Source organism: Commensalibacter oyaizuii (assembly GCF_029953265.1).
GTDB lineage: Bacteria > Pseudomonadota > Alphaproteobacteria > Acetobacterales > Acetobacteraceae > Commensalibacter > Commensalibacter oyaizuii.
On record NZ_JASBAO010000001.1, the window covers coordinates 1,499,286 to 1,515,744 of the forward strand.

General features: G+C 37.8%; 16 protein-coding genes. 10 read left to right on the plus strand and 6 right to left on the minus strand.

Going from position 1 to position 16,459, the window contains the following annotated elements; genetic code table 11:
* Positions 1 to 13: 13 nt before the first annotated feature.
* On the minus strand, positions 14 to 2,890 hold the full coding sequence (locus QJV27_RS06725) for a 2-oxoglutarate dehydrogenase E1 component (protein ID WP_281448171.1): 2,877 nt from the start codon (positions 2,888 to 2,890) through the stop codon (positions 14 to 16).
* A 140-nt stretch (positions 2,891 to 3,030) separates the two neighbouring features.
* A complete protein-coding gene (gene zapE / locus QJV27_RS06730; protein WP_281448172.1) occupies positions 3,031 to 4,140 on the minus strand; it encodes a cell division protein ZapE in 1,110 nt (369 codons plus the stop codon).
* A 231-nt stretch (positions 4,141 to 4,371) separates the two neighbouring features.
* On the opposite strand from zapE, the gene QJV27_RS06735 reads away from it, so the two are divergent.
* The 6 genes from QJV27_RS06735 to QJV27_RS06760 all read left to right on the plus strand — a co-directional run bounded on the left by QJV27_RS06735 (position 4,372) and on the right by QJV27_RS06760 (position 10,136).
* Entirely contained in the window at positions 4,372 to 5,394 is a 1,023-nt protein-coding gene (locus tag QJV27_RS06735) for an aspartate-semialdehyde dehydrogenase (protein ID WP_281448173.1), read from the plus strand.
* Between the two features lie 446 nt (positions 5,395 to 5,840).
* Positions 5,841 to 6,293: a succinate dehydrogenase, cytochrome b556 subunit gene (gene sdhC / locus QJV27_RS06740; RefSeq protein WP_281448174.1), complete on the plus strand. Its 453-nt coding sequence runs from the start codon at positions 5,841 to 5,843 to the stop codon at positions 6,291 to 6,293.
* Positions 6,294 to 6,434: 141 nt separating this feature from the next.
* Positions 6,435 to 6,794 carry a succinate dehydrogenase, hydrophobic membrane anchor protein gene (gene sdhD, locus QJV27_RS06745; protein ID WP_281448988.1) on the plus strand — a complete coding sequence of 120 codons (360 nt, stop codon included), beginning with the start codon at positions 6,435 to 6,437 and terminating at the stop codon, positions 6,792 to 6,794.
* 28 nt (positions 6,795 to 6,822) lie between these two features.
* A complete protein-coding gene (sdhA, locus tag QJV27_RS06750) occupies positions 6,823 to 8,634 on the plus strand; it encodes a succinate dehydrogenase flavoprotein subunit (protein ID WP_281448175.1) in 1,812 nt (603 codons plus the stop codon).
* Between the two features lie 20 nt (positions 8,635 to 8,654).
* Positions 8,655 to 9,437, plus strand: a complete 783-nt coding sequence (locus QJV27_RS06755) for a succinate dehydrogenase iron-sulfur subunit (RefSeq protein WP_281448176.1) — start codon at positions 8,655 to 8,657, stop codon at positions 9,435 to 9,437.
* A gap of 21 nt (positions 9,438 to 9,458) precedes the next feature.
* A complete protein-coding gene (locus QJV27_RS06760) occupies positions 9,459 to 10,136 on the plus strand; it encodes a tyrosine-protein phosphatase (RefSeq protein WP_281448177.1) in 678 nt (225 codons plus the stop codon).
* Between the two features lie 3 nt (positions 10,137 to 10,139).
* Here the strand turns inward: QJV27_RS06760 and QJV27_RS06765 are convergent, their stop codons facing one another.
* The gene (locus QJV27_RS06765) at positions 10,140 to 10,646 is read right to left on the minus strand and encodes a helix-turn-helix domain-containing protein (protein WP_281448178.1); all 507 of its coding nucleotides are present in this window, start codon (positions 10,644 to 10,646) and stop codon (positions 10,140 to 10,142) included.
* Positions 10,647 to 11,287: 641 nt separating this feature from the next.
* Between QJV27_RS06765 and QJV27_RS06770 the strand changes: the two genes are divergently transcribed.
* Positions 11,288 to 12,076: an NAD kinase gene (locus QJV27_RS06770; protein ID WP_281448179.1), complete on the plus strand. Its 789-nt coding sequence runs from the start codon at positions 11,288 to 11,290 to the stop codon at positions 12,074 to 12,076.
* Positions 12,077 to 12,104: 28 nt separating this feature from the next.
* Here the strand turns inward: QJV27_RS06770 and QJV27_RS06775 are convergent, their stop codons facing one another.
* From QJV27_RS06775 to QJV27_RS06785, 3 genes are all read right to left on the minus strand, one after another.
* A complete protein-coding gene (locus QJV27_RS06775; RefSeq protein ID WP_281448180.1) occupies positions 12,105 to 12,839 on the minus strand; it encodes a response regulator transcription factor in 735 nt (244 codons plus the stop codon).
* A gap of 179 nt (positions 12,840 to 13,018) precedes the next feature.
* Complete coding sequence (locus QJV27_RS06780) at positions 13,019 to 13,453, minus strand: hypothetical protein (protein WP_281448181.1); 435 nt, start codon at positions 13,451 to 13,453, stop codon at positions 13,019 to 13,021.
* Between the two features lie 32 nt (positions 13,454 to 13,485).
* Positions 13,486 to 13,767, minus strand: a complete 282-nt coding sequence (locus QJV27_RS06785; RefSeq protein ID WP_281448182.1) for a hypothetical protein — start codon at positions 13,765 to 13,767, stop codon at positions 13,486 to 13,488.
* 532 nt (positions 13,768 to 14,299) lie between these two features.
* Between QJV27_RS06785 and QJV27_RS06790 the strand changes: the two genes are divergently transcribed.
* The 3 genes from QJV27_RS06790 (at position 14,300) to QJV27_RS06800 (ending at position 16,451) form a co-directional block, all read left to right on the plus strand.
* Positions 14,300 to 15,010, plus strand: a complete 711-nt coding sequence (locus QJV27_RS06790; protein ID WP_281448183.1) for an extracellular solute-binding protein — start codon at positions 14,300 to 14,302, stop codon at positions 15,008 to 15,010.
* Positions 15,011 to 15,315: 305 nt separating this feature from the next.
* Complete coding sequence (locus QJV27_RS06795; protein ID WP_281448184.1) at positions 15,316 to 15,510, plus strand: DUF1656 domain-containing protein; 195 nt, start codon at positions 15,316 to 15,318, stop codon at positions 15,508 to 15,510.
* A gap of 29 nt (positions 15,511 to 15,539) precedes the next feature.
* Positions 15,540 to 16,451, plus strand: coding sequence for an efflux RND transporter periplasmic adaptor subunit (locus QJV27_RS06800; RefSeq protein WP_281448185.1), 912 nt, complete (start codon positions 15,540 to 15,542; stop codon positions 16,449 to 16,451).
* The last annotated feature ends 8 nt before the right edge of the window (positions 16,452 to 16,459 follow it).

The window sequence follows — 16,459 nt, forward strand, 5'->3', positions numbered from 1 at the left end:
TATCTTAAACGTATTAAACGTCTTGAAACTCTAAGGCTTGATTAATTAACAACTCTTGCTCTGCCTTGTAAACAGACGAAACACCCGAAGCAGGACTTGCCATTGGCGCACGGCCAACATATTGCACCCGTTGGGCAGGATGACGAATATTGCGTAGAACTTTTTCAATTTTACGATCAACAAAATTCCACCCCCCCATATTTTCAGGCTCTTCCTGACACCAAATAATTTCAGCATTTGGATAATTGGCAAGAATGGCACCCAGTTCTTGCTCAGGAAACGGATATAATTGTTCTAAACGAACCAAGGCTACTTTTTCCGATTGTAACTCGCAACGCAACTCTAGGCGACGCAGTAATAAATCATAATAAATTTTGCCTGAACAAATCACGACGCGCTTTATTTGCTTTTTGTTATTAATAACGCTGTCACACTCGTCAATTACAGGTAGGAACCGTGTATTGCCAGTAAAGTCAGATAAACGAGATTGCGCCAATTTATGTCTTAATAGTGATTTAGGTGACATAACCACCAAAGGTTGACGATAATTTCGCTTCAATTGACGACGCAACGCATGAAAATAATTGGCGGGAGTCGTAAAATTACAAACTTGCATATTATCTTCAGCACACAGTTGTAAAAACCGTTCCAAACGCGCAGAGGAATGTTCAGCTCCTTGCCCCTCTTGAGCGTGAGGTAGTAACATCACCAACCCTGACATTTGCAACCACTTGCTTTCACCTGCACTGATAAATTGGTCGATAATAATTTGTGCACCATTCGCAAAATCACCAAATTGTGCTTCCCATAGCACCAATGCATTTGAATTGGTATGAGAATATCCATACTCGAATCCCAATACAGCAAATTCTGATAACAGTGAATTATAGACCTCTAGTTGAGCTTGATGTTCTTGAATATGATTTAAAGGATAATAAGGTTTCTGCGTTTTTTGATCGAACAAGACCGCGTTTCTGTGGCTAAAAGTACCCCGTTGACAATCCTGACCCGACAAACGAACGGGATGCCCTTCAATTAATAACCCTCCAAAGGCCAAAGCTTCACCTGTTGCCCAATCAATGCCTTCACCTGTTTCAAACATCGAAGCCTTGGTTTCTAATTGGCGGGTTAATTTAGAATGACAATCGAACCCTTGCTCGTAAGAAGCAAGTGCCTGACCAATTTGTTTCAACTGATCCATAGAAAGCGACGTATCAAAATCTTGGCGATCCTGGCCACGCCATTTCATTGTATTCCATTCTTGGGTCAGCCAATTGGTATCATTAGGGCGATAATCTTTGGAAGCATTATAGCTGCTTTGTAAATATTCTTGGAATGCATCCCAATTATTTTTACTTTCCTCTGCCGTTATCACATGTTCAGCAGCAAGTTTATCTGCATATAATTGATAAATATTTTTATGATCGCGAATGGCTTGATACATTAAGGGTTGTGTAAAACTGGGCTCGTCCGTTTCGTTGTGACCATTGCGGCGGTACCCGACTAAATCTATAACGATATCAGTTGCAAATTTCTCACGAAAATCAACAGCCAACTGCATAACGGCGACCACTGCTTCTGGATCATCACCATTCACATGAACAATAGGTGCACGCGCAACCTTGGCAACATCAGTGCCATAATAACCAGAAAATGCATAATCAGGGGTAGTCGTAAACCCAATTTGGTTGTTAATCACAAGATGAATAGAACCACCTGTTCGATAAGCGGGTAATTGTGACATCGCCAAAATCTCATAAACTACCCCTTGTCCAGCAAAAGCAGCATCTCCATGCACAATTACGGCTAGGTGCTTTTGATCATCACGATCACATTCTGCCCGCACCTGCCCTTCAACCACAGCGCCTACTGCTTCTAGATGTGAGGGGTTAAACGCTAACGATAGGTCAATTGATTTTCCATCAACCTCTACCCTATTTCGATATCCAAGATGATATTTTACATCGGAAGCACCAGGAATATTATCAGGTTTAAAAGATCCACCAGAAAATTCGTTAAATAGCGCAACAAAGGGTTTGCCGATAATATTGGTTAATACATTTAACCGCCCACGATGCGCCATTCCAACGACAACTGAACGCACATTGTACTTTACGGCCTGCCTGATCAATGCATGTAATGCTGGAATAGTGGCCTCTGCCCCATCCAATCCAAACCGCTTTACCCCAACATAACGCTTTTGACAGAAACTCTCTAATCCAACTGCTTCAGTCAGTTGTTGCAAAATTCTTTTTTTATCTTCATTAGTCAACGGAGAGGCTTTTAATGTTTCTATTTTTTGCATCAACCATTGACGTTGTTCTGTTTCTTGCAAATACATGTATTCCCAAGCAATAGAACGGCAATAAATTTGTTGTAAGGTCTTAATAACTTCACGCAATGTATGCGTATCCCCAGATAAAAAATTCTGGGTGGCTTTACCAAAAAAGATCTGACGATCCAGATCTTTTTCATCAAAACCATATGTTTTTGGATCCAATTCACTATGAGAATGGCGGGGTTGCAATCCTAATGGATCAATTTTAGCCTGTGTATGCCCCAAAGAACGATAGGCCTGTACAAGCTGCATGGCTCTTAAACTGTCATAAGCTGCATTGTAAAGCTGATCTTTTGAAACTGCCTCGTTTTTTGAAGCACTTGATTTTTTTTCCTCTAAATCAGTCCTTATATCCGTTGGCAGGCGTGGTGCCCACGATGCCCCACGTGCATCTTTTAACACCACCGCCTGACTATCGTTCATCGCAGCAAAAATCTCTGAAAATGAAGGATCGACACTATTGGGATCCTCTACCCATTGGGCATATAAATCTGCAAGATATGCGATATTAGATCCACTAAATGCACTGGCAATTTGATCAGCAATCGCCATAACTTTTCCCCTCAAATAATTTAAGAACTTCAGTATCTGTCACAGTTCAGAATACTTACTTATATACCAATACCCCTAAAAACAAACTTCACAATTTTTTTAACAAAAACTGCTTCACTTCCATCGCAAAGACAGTATCGTTAAGAGTTCCCCCAACTTTGACTTTGCATTTCATTTAGGCGAGAAATCGTACGTTCGAAAAAGGCCCTACGATCCTCTTTTCGGTAAATATGTTCGCAATCTGCCGCTGCAGAAACGTATAACTTAGTATGTTGTTCATATAATACATCAATCAACATCGTAAAACGTTCAATAGCGTTCACATTTTCAGGATTAAACATGGGAATATTGTCAATAATAAGGACTTTGAAACGTTGTGCCAGTGCCAAATAGTCCCCAACACCCAAAACAACATCACAAAGTTGTTCAAACGAAAATCGTGCAACATCGCCTGCTGCTTTTGTAACAACAAACGAACGTCCCATTACTGTCAATGTTTCTTCTTTGATAGGTTTGCCATGGGATTCACGCAAAAAAATATGGTCCAACTTTGCTGTATTTTCATCATTGCAAGGAATCAACCATCGTTGTTCGTCCCCCGCCCTGCCCAAACGATAATCCTGTGCTGCATTTAGCTCAACTTCGACCAGATTTTGTTGTAGAACCTTAATAAAAGGTTTAAAGGCGTCCGCCCCAGGTCGATTTTGAAAAAGTTGCGAAAGTTTCACATTTGATGTCGCAACAACGACAACCCCCAAAGTAAATAAGTTTTCGAACAAACGGCCTAATAAAACCGCATCAGCAATATCGTTAACTTGAAATTCATCAAAACATAATAGCCACGCTTTTTGAGCCAATTCTTTGGCTAAATCTGGAATAGGATCACCCCCTTTAGGAGATTGTTGTTTTAACACATGAAATTTCTTATATGTTTCCTGCATAAATACATGAAAATGGGTGCGTAATTTATGCTGTACCGACGTTTGTTCGTAAAACAAATCCATCAACATGGATTTTCCCCGTCCTACTGAACCAACAAGATAAATGCCTTTGGGGCTGGGGACAGGTTTTTGCCATAAACTTTTTAGAGATCCAAATAAGCCAGAATTACTGGTATGCACAGCAGGTTGATATATATTAAGCTCTTTACATAATTGATCAAATAATAATACAACCCGTTCTTGTGCCTCGTCATGTTTTAACACTCCGTCACGTACTCTTTGTTGGTAAACAGCACTTGGCCAGTTCATGAAATAACTCTTCCTATTTGTTCAAAATAAACCATTCCCCTCCTTTTAAAAGGATCACAAAAAATTCCTAGTGTTTTTGACGGATATTTTACGCATCTCTTGTAATTGTGATCAATTTTACAGAATTTCGTCATCCCACATTTACATACGCGAAGAAAACAGTAGAATATTTACCTAGATATTAACTATTTTACTTTATTTAAATAAAGATTACTTCAAGGATTAAGAACTATGGGTTATCGCGTAGCCGTTATGGGTGCCACTGGGGCCGTCGGCAGAGAAATTTTGAAAATTCTTGCTGAGCGGGATTTTCCAATTGATGATATTGCAGCTTTGGCCTCTCCCCGCTCTGCGGGGAAAGAAATTTCTTTTGGTGATAAAAAAGTTCTTAAGATTCAAAACCTTGAAACGTTCGATTTCAACGGATGGGATATCGTTTTATCTTCTGCTGGTGCTGCTGTCTCTGCAACTTATGCGCCCAAAGCAGCAGAAGCAGGCTGTTTTGTGGTTGATAATACCTCTTACTTCCGCATGGAGCCTGACGTACCGTTGGTTGTACCAGAGGTAAACCCTACAGATTTAACCAAAGCGAAACGCCGAATTATTGCGAATCCGAATTGCTCTACCATTCAAATGGTTGTGGCTTTGAAACCATTACATGAGCTTTTTAAAATTAAAAGAGTCGTAGTTGCCACCTATCAAGCAACCGGTGGGGCAGGCAAAAAAGGGATGGACGAGCTGTATAACCAGACGAAATCTTCGCTGATTGGTGAAAGCATTACCCGCGGAAACTTTACCAAACAAATTGCTTTTAACTGTATTCCTCATATTGATAAATTCATGGAAGACGGTTTCACCAAAGAAGAATGGAAAATGACGGTCGAAACCAAGAAAATTCTAGACCCTGATATCCAAGTTGTTGCAACCTGTGTACGCGTTCCGGTCTTTATTGGACATGGTGAAGCCATTACCATTGAATGTGAGCGTCCTGTTGACTTAGAAAAAGCAAGGAATGCACTGCGTAATGCAGAAGGTGTTATTTTATATGATGAACGCCAAGATGAAGGATATGTCACTCAAATTGAAGCTGCAGGAGAAGATGCATCTTACGTTTCCAGACTGCGCATTGACCCCACCGTTCCAAATGGATTGGCACTATGGTGCGTTTCTGATAACCTCCGCAAAGGGGCAGCTCTGAACACAGTACAAATTGCTGAATCTTTAATTGAACAAAATATTATCGCTGGCAAATAAATCTATATTGCACACCTAAACAAAAAAGCGAGTTAACCTTGCTTTTTTGTTTTCCAAATTAGACTTTTGGCTATCTGCAACGCCCCATTGTTAGATTGGTTCATTACAAAACAAGCTGCCCCTTCCACTTAACCAATAAAAACTTTGATTATATAGTTTCTATGGAACTTAAAATGTTCTCTACGTAGTCTTGTAATGCCCTACGAGATAATAAATCCCCTAAAAAATTTAATATGTATATCTTATCATTAAGTAAACTTGTTACGTAAAAACATAATAATTGCCATTTAGGATCAAGACAGTATCAGCAATTTTGCCGTCTATACAAACCGAGACATTCTGAAAATCATAATAAATTGACTAGACCAATCTAATTAGCGGGTATAGGTTAATTTAAGACAAATTCATCGGCACAAGGCCGAAAAATGATACATTAGGAAATGATTATGTCGGATATACGAGACACTTTTTATGTCGGTCATAAAAGTGATGGCACTCTAAAAAAACGCCCCATGTCACCCCATTTACAAGTTTATAAGCCCGTTCCTTCAATGGCTTTATCCATTTTAAACCGCATTACAGGAGCGGCCCTTTCTGGGGGTAGCACATTAATGGTTGCGTGGTTGGCCTCAGCAGCAAAAGGGCCAAAACCTTTTAAAACTGTACAAAAAGTAACGGGCAGTTTTATGGGACAAATTATTTTATTTGGGTTTTCAGTGTCATTTTTTCTGCATTTAATCAGAGGGATACGTCATCTGATTTGGGATGCAACAGGTCAACGATTGGACAAAGAAACCATCAACAAAGATAGTAAAACCGATATTGTAACGATTTCAGCGCTGACCTTGGGACTATGGACAATTATAATTGGTAAACGATTAAGAAAGAAAAGAAAATAAAAATTCTATCAAATACAAACGGCTATTTCCGTTTTGTAATTCTTTTCATCCCTACATCTTTCTAATTATTCAGGACAAATTACAGTGACAAAATTCTCAGATTCTGAACATCCTACTATTTTACGCTCTCACCTTGGGCGCATGCGTCAATTGGGTGCTGGACATAACATATTCGAACACTGGTGGACGGAACGTGTTTCTGCTGCAGGTATGGCACCTTTATCCATTTGGTTTGTCATTCAAATGTTACGCCTAGCAGATGCTGAACACCAAGAAGTCGTGGATTGGACCAGAAAACCCGTAAATAGTGTTCTATTGCTCTCATTAGTAATCTTAACTTTTTACCATATGCGATTGGGATTGCAGGTCATTTCCAACGACTATTCTCGGGGTCGCAATCGATTGATTATCAATTTCTGTATCAAAGCGGGCAGTCTCTTCATGGGATTATTAGCAGTTACATCAATATTAAAATTGGCACTTGCCCCTTCAAAAAAATAAAAATACAAGAAACAGGATATATTAAATAATGAGTACAATGACCTTACCTACACAACGCAGTTATCGCGTTGTTGACCATGCTTATGATGTTATTGTTGTGGGGGCTGGTGGTTCTGGTCTACGCGCAACTTTGGGAATGGGGGCAGCAGGTCTACGCACAGCCTGTATTACCAAAGTTTTTCCAACACGCAGTCATACCACTGCGGCTCAAGGGGGTATTGCTGCCTCTTTAGGCAATATGGCCGAAGATCACTGGCAATGGCATATGTATGATACCGTCAAGGGATCAGATTGGCTAGGCGATCAAGATGCAATTGAATATTTATGTCGCGAGGCTGTTCCCGCCGTCTATGAATTAGAACATCTGGGGGTTCCTTTTACCCGCACCGAAGATGGCAAAATCTATCAACGACCCTTTGGTGGGCATATGCGTGATTTTGGTAAGGAACCTGTTCAACGTGCCTGTGCTGCGGCCGACCGAACAGGACATGCCATATTACACACCTTGTATCAACAAAGCTTGAAACACGATGTTGAATTCTTCATAGAATATTTTGCCATTGATTTAATTATGGACGAAGAAGGTGCATGTAAAGGGGTCATGGCGTGGTGTTTGGATGATGGTACCATGCATCGTTTCCGCGCAAACCTAGTTGTCTTAGCCACAGGTGGTTATGGACGTACTTTTCAATCCTGTACTTCTGCCCACACTTGTACGGGGGACGGAAATGCCATGGCCATGCGTGCAGGCATTCCAACCCAAGATATGGAATTTGTACAATTCCATCCAACAGGAATCTTCCCTGCTGGATGTCTATTGACGGAAGGATGTCGTGGCGAAGGCGGATATCTGACCAACGGTGAAGGCGAACGTTTCATGGAACGTTATGCCCCCCATGCCAAAGATCTTGCTTCTCGCGACGTGGTATCGCGTGCTATGATTGTTGAAATTAACGAAGGACGTGGCTGTGGTCCTAAAAAAGACCATATTATGCTTCATCTGGAACATCTAGGCGCAGATATCTTGCACGAACGTTTACCCAGTATCGTTGAAACATCACGCGTGTTTGCAGGGGTTGATGTAACCAAAGAACCAGTTCCTGTTTTACCGACTGTACACTATAATATGGGTGGTATTCCAACCAACATTCATGCCGAAGTTATCCGTCCAACCAAAGATAATCCAGATGCAACCGTTCCAGGCCTAATGGCTGTTGGCGAGGCTGCATGCGTTTCAGTCCACGGTGCTAATCGTTTGGGTACAAATTCTTTGCTTGATCTAATTGTCTTTGGACGTGCTGCAGCACTAAGAGCCAAAGAAATTATAAAGCCCAATTCTCCTATTGCACCGCTACCTAAAAATGCCGGAGAATCAGCATTGGCACGTCTAGATGCCCTTAGATATGCCAATGGAAAAACCAGAGTATCAGAGATGAGAGATACTCTACAACGCACCATGCAACGCCACGCATCTGTGTTTCGCAATAATCAAAACCTAAAAGACGGGGTGGATAAAATTAAAAATATCTGGTCTGGACTGTCAGATATTTCTGTTTCAGATCAATCTTTGATTTGGAACACAGATTTAATGGAGGCCCTAGAATTCGAAAACCTACTTGCCAATGGTACAGTAACCATGGTCAGCGCAGAAGCCCGTAAAGAAAGTCGTGGTGCCCACGCACATGACGATTATCCAGACCGTGATGACAAAGACTGGTTAAAACACACTGTGTCCTTCCTTAATGAAAAAGGAGATGTTTCTTTAGAATATCGTCCTGTTCACATGAAAACATTAACAGACGAAGTTCAGGTTTTCCCACCCAAAAAGCGGGTATATTAAGTTAAGAAAGGCAATAATCCATGGTTGAATTTAAATTACCCAAGAATAGTGAAGTTGGGATAGGAAAAACTTTTCATGCCTCTCCTAATGCTAAAAACGTCAAGCGCTTTAAAATTTATCGTTGGAACCCCGATGATGATCGTAATCCCGTCATTGATACCTATGAAATCGATCTAGATGAAGTAGGGCCAATGGTATTAGATGCATTGATCTATATTAAAAACGAAATTGATCCGACACTTTCCTTTCGTCGTTCCTGTCGCGAGGGGGTCTGTGGATCCTGTGCAATGAATATAGATGGTCATAATACCTTAGCTTGCCTAAAATATATTAGTGAAATCGATTCAGATGTGCCAATTTATCCATTGCCACATATGCCTGTCGTGAAAGATTTAATCCCAGACCTAAGCGGCCCCTATGCACAATTGCGCGAGATTGAGCCCTGGCTGAAATCTGATACACCACCACCACCTGATAAAGAACGTCCGCAAAGTATTGAAGAACGTAAAAAATTAGATGGGCTTTACGAATGTATCCTGTGCTTTTGTTGTTCAACGTCTTGTCCCTCTTATTGGTGGAATGGTGATCAATATTTAGGTCCAGCAGTTTTATTAGCTGCAATGCGATGGGTATCGGATAGTCGTGACGAATATGCTGGTGAACGCCTCAGTGAATTAGAAGATTCTATGCGTCTGTATGCTTGTCGCACTATTATGAATTGCACTCAAACCTGCCCAAAAGGATTAAATCCTGCCCAAGCAATTGCTGAATTAAAACGCTTACAGGTTGAACGAAAAGCATAATTCAGATAATAAGAATGGATCATGAGCAAAAAAATACCCTTTGATCCATCCCTATCCAACCGTTATGAATATTTTAAAGCATGGATTGATAGTCTATTTATCGACCATGCTATTTTTCGTCTAGTGTGGTCTAATTTCCATGCTGTTATTCCTAAGAAAATCTATCGCTGTAATCACCCAACCCCAGCTCGTTTAACCCGTCTGAAAACAAAGTATAGACTTAAAACTATAATTAACTTGCGTGGACACCGTGACTGCGGATCTGACGCTTTATCACGAACACAAGCAAAGTCTTTGGGCTTGATCTATATCGATATGCCTTTCGAAAGTCGTGGCGCCCCCCACAAAGACCGCATTCTAAAACTTGCGGATATTTATCCTACTCTAGAATTTCCGATTTTAATTCATTGTAAATCCGGTGCTGATAGAGCGGGATTGGTCGCAGCTTTACTTGTATTACTAGAAAATGGTAAAATAGAACAAGCCATGCAACAATTATCTTGGCGGTATGGACACTTCAAGCATTCAAAGACAGGTATTTTAGACGCATTTTTAGTCCACTATTATCAAGAAACGTATAACAAAGTTTCTTTCTTAGACTGGGTTAGAAATGATTACGATGAGAATGTACTAAGACAAAGCTTTAAAAGCAAAGCTTTGTCATCTTTTATAACAGATACTATTCTCCATCGAGAATAAATATTACCGACTTTCGCCCATAACTTTAATCAAATGCAATAATTTTTGACGAACAGCATCGTCCTTAATACTGTAATAAGCTTTCAATAAATTAGCTGTTTCTTTACTATTGATAACCTCAAAAACATCAGAGATTGAACCTTCTTCTTCCATCGAAGAAATTTGATCTTCTACAGCATGTCCAATATCCTCGACAGCGGTTTGAGGCCCCGAAGATATCCCTTTTTCCACATATACGGGGTTTAATAACTCATCGAAAAAGAAATTAATTGGTACTTGCAGTACTTGCGCAATATCAAATAAACGCGAAGCACCAACCCTATTTGTTCCTTTTTCATATTTTTGAATTTGTTGAAAAGATAGACTTAATGCTAAAGCTAATTTTTCCTGAGAGTATCCTAACAAACGTCTTCTTAAACGAATGCGACTACCTACCCTTTTATCGATCAAATTTGGAATAGAGGCATCCTCTTTCAAGGAATGATCTAATTGAATTTTATTTGTTATCATAAAGCCTATTTACTCTCATAACTAAAAACCGTTGTCAAACATGGTGCTTTTATTTTGTTCAAATAATAATTTAACATTCATTCAAAATCGAGACAGGATACATAATAGTATAGCATCGATTTAAATATTAAAAATACAAAATGAAATTATTCTTTCTAATAATACAGAATTAAACAGTATATTTTTTACATATTTACTTTCATGCCATCAATATTATACTATAAATTGTAATTTTTATTTAAATACAACCAAAAGTATGTTTTTTCAATATATTGTTTACTAATACAAATTAAAAAAAAAAAACGCAAGAAAATTATAACGCATAAATAATAAAATTATTTTTTATATATTATTCACTAATTTAATTATTATTTAATGAAAAAAATAAGCAAATATTCTCAAAAAAAATCTTTCATAGTATAAAATTAAAGATCTCGATTTCAATGACTCTATAATACAAAAAAATTATACAAATTATAAAAAAAAAGGACTAATTTAGTCTATACATCTATGATTATCTTGAAAATAAAGTATGATACCTTTATCTCTATATAAAATATCTTATGACATCCGTTCACGATTTCTGAAAGTTGTATAAGTTATATATAGAGTGACAGTCTAACCTAATTTTGGAATTAAATATGTGGCCACCAATTAATCCACCCACAAAAATACATTTTGTATCTGTCAATTTACCAGACGCACTTCAATATAAACATGCACTTATAGAAAAATACGGGAACGCAGACATTAACGAAACAGAAGTCATCATATGTATTGGTGGAGATGGCTTTATGCTGGAAACGTTACATAACTATATTAATTATAATATTCCCATATACAGCATCAATTTCGGTACAATCGGTTTTTTGACAAATCCTAAAATTCCCATTCATGAAGATTTGCCAATAATTTTACATAAAGCACAACCAACCCATCTACATCCCTTATCGATGACAGCAGAAACTGCCGACGGTAAGACACACACAGCCCTTGCTTTTAATGACATCTTTTTGTATCGCCAAACAAGGCAAGCCGCAAAAATTCAAATCATTACCAATAATAAAATTAGATTACCCGAGCTTATTTGTGATGGCATAATCGTAGCAACACCAGCAGGATCAACAGCATATAATTTATCAGCACATGGTCCGATAGTACCGCTGAATTCTGGATTATTACCTTTAACCCCAATTTGCCCTTTTCGCCCGAGGAGATGGCGAGGCGCTTTACTTCCATCAGATACCTCCATTCGTTTTTTAACAATAGAAGAGCAAAAACGACCCATAGCAGCGGTTGCCGACTTCACCGAAATCAGAGATGTCACAAATGTTTTTGTAAAAGAGAACCGCTCTATCACATCTTGGATTTTATTTAATCCAGATCATGGTTTATCTGAACGAATTGTCGCAGAACAGTTCACTGATTGAACTTTGATTACAATACAATCATATAATCCTAAGAAAGCCCTACCATTTCTGGAACTTTGACATTGTCTTTTACAAGATGGTTATTTGTTTTACTGCGAAAGATATACCCTTGTCCCCACATGGTTGAAATTAAATCTCCAGCCCCTGATTTTTGTAATTTCTTGCGTAATTTACAGACAAAAACATCAATAATCTTCATATCTGGCTCTTCTCCGTTTTCAGTATAAAGATAATTCAAAATTGTGTTTTTACTGATCAAAACACCGCGTCTTAGTACAAGCATCTCTAATATCATGTATTCTTTACCCGTTAAATGAACAGGATTCTGATTGACAAAGACTTCGCGAGTTTCCAAGTTAACTTTTAAATTATCTACTTGAACAACACGATCTGCAACCACTTTATCAACACGCCGAAGAACAGCCTTACATCTTGCGATCAACTCAGACACATAGAAAGGAATCACCACATAATCATCAATTCCGAATTGAAAAGCTTGAACTTTAATCTCCACATCGTCTCTTTGAGAAACGACAATAATGGGAATTTTCTCGTCAAATGATCTCAATAATTTCACAGCTGAGAAAAAGGCTTTATCAACATTACTCAGCTCCACTATAATTAAATCATAATCGTAATACCGCGTCGCAGATAAGATCTGAGCATCATATCCAACACGATCAATAGAAAAACCAGTTGCTCTTAACTCCTGGTAGAACTCATGCTCTGTGAAAAAGATCTCGCCCATAAGAAGAACATGCATAATAGCTACTCCAGGTTATACTTTATATAAACTTACCACTATAAGTTGAGGCAAAATTTGAAAAAAAGCAATAAAAACTTAACAATTAAATAATAATTATTGCCTCAAAATAAAAATAGACTTTTCACGTTGAAGCCAGATAACCACACAAGTTCCCACTTCAACATGAGAATTACGCACTAACCATTTTTCCCCAACATTCTTTTTACAAAATTCCAAAGAAAACGACGAATAAACTCTCCCAAAGGACCACTTAAAGTACCTAATAACGCAGTAATTGCCAAAGAATTACGCAATTCTTTTAAATTATAATTACGTATGATTTTTGCTTCAATTTCTTCTTCACTAACTCTTTGTTTAGAGGCGCACAAGAATAAAAGAGCCATACAGACAATGTCAAACGCCAATATAATAAAGGATATCCCAAGAACACCAATGTTTAAAATATACCAACATAATGCAGCCAAAACTGCATGAAGAGAAATTAACGTAAATAAACCAAATAATGCAGCAACACAACATAACAAGACCTGCTTGCTAATCCGCATTGATTTTTTCTTTATAAGTAAAACTTCTGCATCGACAGCAGCTTTACTAAATTCAGCAATCTTCATAGGTTTTTAAATCACTTTCCACTATAATGTAATTAACGAGTGACGCGACCCAACAAATATCCCACCACAACTGACGTAATAATTGTCATTAGTGGTTTCGACTGTACCTTCTTTGATACATGTTTCATTTGGTGGTCAGTTATCTCTTTAGTATTATGAACAACCTGATCTGCTTTATCAGCAGCATGAACAATCGCAGGGGTTACACGATCTGCTAGTAATTCCTCTACCTGACTTTTTAAAGTTTTAAGCTCTTCTTGTGCGTTAGCTTTAACATCTTCTACTGACTTTTTTTTCTTCTTACAAAAAAACATTATCTTGACCTTTCATATACTTACGTAAGTATTAAAATTATTTTCGAAAATTACTCATAGCCCCAAGCGAAACCTAATAAACTATTTTTTCTATAAAGATAAGAAATACATAGAAAATAATACAGTTATTGAATAATATCTCAATATCTTAAACTTAATTGATAACTTATGCTTCTATCTTAAATAGATACAATGTTAGTACATTATAATAAAATTAACTTTGGTCTACAATTAATTTAGTAATTTTTATGCCATTACTCAAATTCTTGCTTATATGCCTCATTATTACTCTTAAACTTGGCACCATTAACATTAGTTACGCCAAAAATAACATAGCAAAAACATCAACTCTTATATTCGGTGTTATAGATGGGTATCAAAATCAAGTTGCATATTTACACAAAAAAAAATCAAAATTTCAATATCGCATTTTAACGTGGGACGGAACATTACAAACACTACAAGAATTAATTACACAAAAACAAAAATCTATTGATTTTCTTTTACTGGATCAAAATACTTCAAACAAAGCATGTATAAAAAATTACTATTATATCCTTCCAAAGACCTCCCTATTACTAAAAATATTTGCACTACATTTTATATAACGGACTACATTACCTTGGCATGGGACAAACGTAAACTTAACTTCAATCCTAATTGGAAGGATTTTTGGAATGTTACTCAATATCCAGGCAAACGAGGTTTGCAAAAAGATGCCGTTTCTGCATTATCCATCGCATTAATGGCAGACAATGTCCCAGCTGGTAAAGTTTCTGCGGCACTCTCCTCTCCTCAAGGGGTAAAAAGGGCATTCCGTAAACTGACGCAACTGCGTCCCTATATTGTATGGTGGACAACCCCCAAGGATGCCACATTATTGTTAAAAAATAATCATGTTTTGATGAGTAGCGCATCAGCATTAAATATTCAACACAATACATCCCTAAAAAACATGCCCCCATTGCAAATACAAACAAACTATATATTAGAAAATAATCTATCGTGGGGAATTCCTATAAATATTAAACCTTCTAAAAAACAACAAATGTTAGAAAATTATTCTATTAAATCTCTAAAAAAAACCAATATCCTTGATATTCGTGGAAAATCGATTATCAAAGAAGATGTTATCTTTTTGCAACAGACCCAATCCACCCTGGAAAACCAATTCGACCAGTGGCTTTTTTTAACAAATACATCACACAATAATAATGAAAACCGACAAAATCCCCTTGACTGAATATACACAAAGACTTATTCGCATTATATATTTTGAAAATGGAAAAGACGTAAAACCATTTTTTTGAATAGTTTTACGTCATTATTAATAATCATGATGTCTTTAAATCTAAATGTTATAGTCTGCAAAAAGGTCATAATATTTCCGTATATTAAGATTAAATATCGGCCTTATAGAAGCCTCTTTAATCTTAATAATGACAACACTTTATTTAAATTCTTTATCCATTATAAACGATTTATCACTTTTTACTTACCCTGCTTACTTTCTTCGCAAAACCATAATATAGAAATAGGTACAAGAAAATGATCGCAGAATTTGACTTTTTTGGTATTTTCATTGCACCTTTCGTTGTATACACATTGCTTGCCCTGATTGTGACAATGATCGTTCGGTCTATTTTATGGAAAACAGGGCTAATAAAAATATTTTGGCATATTGCCCTATTCGAAGTAGCCTTATATTTCTGTATTTTGTGTTTACTTATTCTATATGCGTAACCTTTTACTCTTAAGTTTGATCCGCAACCATGTTTTCTTTTAATAATATTATTCGTATCAGTTTAACACTTGTCGTTGTTATTATCGCCATCATCTTAGGAGTAACCCTTTGGGATACATACATGATCGCCCCATGGACACGCGATGGCCGCGTTCGGGTTTATGTGGTTAAGATCGCCCCCGAAGTTTCAGGTACTGTTGTTCAAGTTCCTGTGCGTGACAACCAATATGTCCGTAAAGGCGAACCATTATTTGTAATTGACCCTGCACGGTTCAGACTCGCAATCCAACAAGCCCAGGCCAATTTAGAAAATGCCCAAGCCAATTTGGCATTACAAAGACGTAATGCAATGCGTAGAAAAGGCCTAGAAGGAATCGTCTCAACAGAAGAACAAGAAGATTACAATACAAAAGTAAGAACAGCACAGGCCAGCGTTGATTCAGCCCAAGCCGCACTAGCTGAAGCCAAACTTAATATGCAGCGTTCTGTTTTATATTCGCCGGTAAATGGATATATAACCAACTTGAATTTAAGAGTTGGGGATTACGTAACAACAGGGCAATCTTATTTATCCGTTGTTGATGCAGATTCGTTTTGGGTTTACGGATATTTCGAAGAAACAAAAATGTGGGGAATTCATGTTGGAGATGTCGCCCGTATTAAATTAATGGGATATAAACAAATTCTACCTGGTCATGTCGTCAGTATCGCACGTGGCATCAATGACGCGAACGCAAATACAGATGCCTTCGGCTTGCAAAATGTTAATCCAATTTTTACGTGGGTTAGATTGGCCCAACGTATTCCAGTTCGTATTCATATCGATCATGTTCCAGACACGATTCATCTTTCTGCAGGGATGACCGCAACAGTTAGTATCGGCCCCCAAACCAAGGGAAGAAGAGGATTCTTATCCTCATGGTTACAGGATCATTTGTGAGAACTATC

Coding starts and splice junctions, on each gene's coding strand:
- zapE (WP_281448172.1), bottom strand. CDS start 4,140: ATGAACTGGCCAAGTGCTGTTTACCAACAAAGAGTACGTGACGGAGTG.
- QJV27_RS06755 (WP_281448176.1), top strand. CDS start 8,655: ATGGTTGAATTTAAATTACCCAAGAATAGTGAAGTTGGGATAGGAAAA.
- QJV27_RS06765 (WP_281448178.1), bottom strand. CDS start 10,646: ATGATAACAAATAAAATTCAATTAGATCATTCCTTGAAAGAGGATGCC.
- QJV27_RS06780 (WP_281448181.1), bottom strand. CDS start 13,453: ATGAAGATTGCTGAATTTAGTAAAGCTGCTGTCGATGCAGAAGTTTTA.
- QJV27_RS06725 (WP_281448171.1), bottom strand. CDS start 2,890: ATGGCGATTGCTGATCAAATTGCCAGTGCATTTAGTGGATCTAATATC.
- QJV27_RS06775 (WP_281448180.1), bottom strand. CDS start 12,839: ATGCATGTTCTTCTTATGGGCGAGATCTTTTTCACAGAGCATGAGTTC.
- QJV27_RS06790 (WP_281448183.1), top strand. CDS start 14,300: ATGTATAAAAAATTACTATTATATCCTTCCAAAGACCTCCCTATTACT.
- sdhA (WP_281448175.1), top strand. CDS start 6,823: ATGAGTACAATGACCTTACCTACACAACGCAGTTATCGCGTTGTTGAC.
- QJV27_RS06800 (WP_281448185.1), top strand. CDS start 15,540: ATGTTTTCTTTTAATAATATTATTCGTATCAGTTTAACACTTGTCGTT.
- QJV27_RS06795 (WP_281448184.1), top strand. CDS start 15,316: ATGATCGCAGAATTTGACTTTTTTGGTATTTTCATTGCACCTTTCGTT.
- QJV27_RS06760 (WP_281448177.1), top strand. CDS start 9,459: ATGAGCAAAAAAATACCCTTTGATCCATCCCTATCCAACCGTTATGAA.
- sdhD (WP_281448988.1), top strand. CDS start 6,435: ATGCGTCAATTGGGTGCTGGACATAACATATTCGAACACTGGTGGACG.
- sdhC (WP_281448174.1), top strand. CDS start 5,841: ATGTCGGATATACGAGACACTTTTTATGTCGGTCATAAAAGTGATGGC.
- QJV27_RS06770 (WP_281448179.1), top strand. CDS start 11,288: ATGTGGCCACCAATTAATCCACCCACAAAAATACATTTTGTATCTGTC.
- QJV27_RS06785 (WP_281448182.1), bottom strand. CDS start 13,767: ATGTTTTTTTGTAAGAAGAAAAAAAAGTCAGTAGAAGATGTTAAAGCT.
- QJV27_RS06735 (WP_281448173.1), top strand. CDS start 4,372: ATGGGTTATCGCGTAGCCGTTATGGGTGCCACTGGGGCCGTCGGCAGA.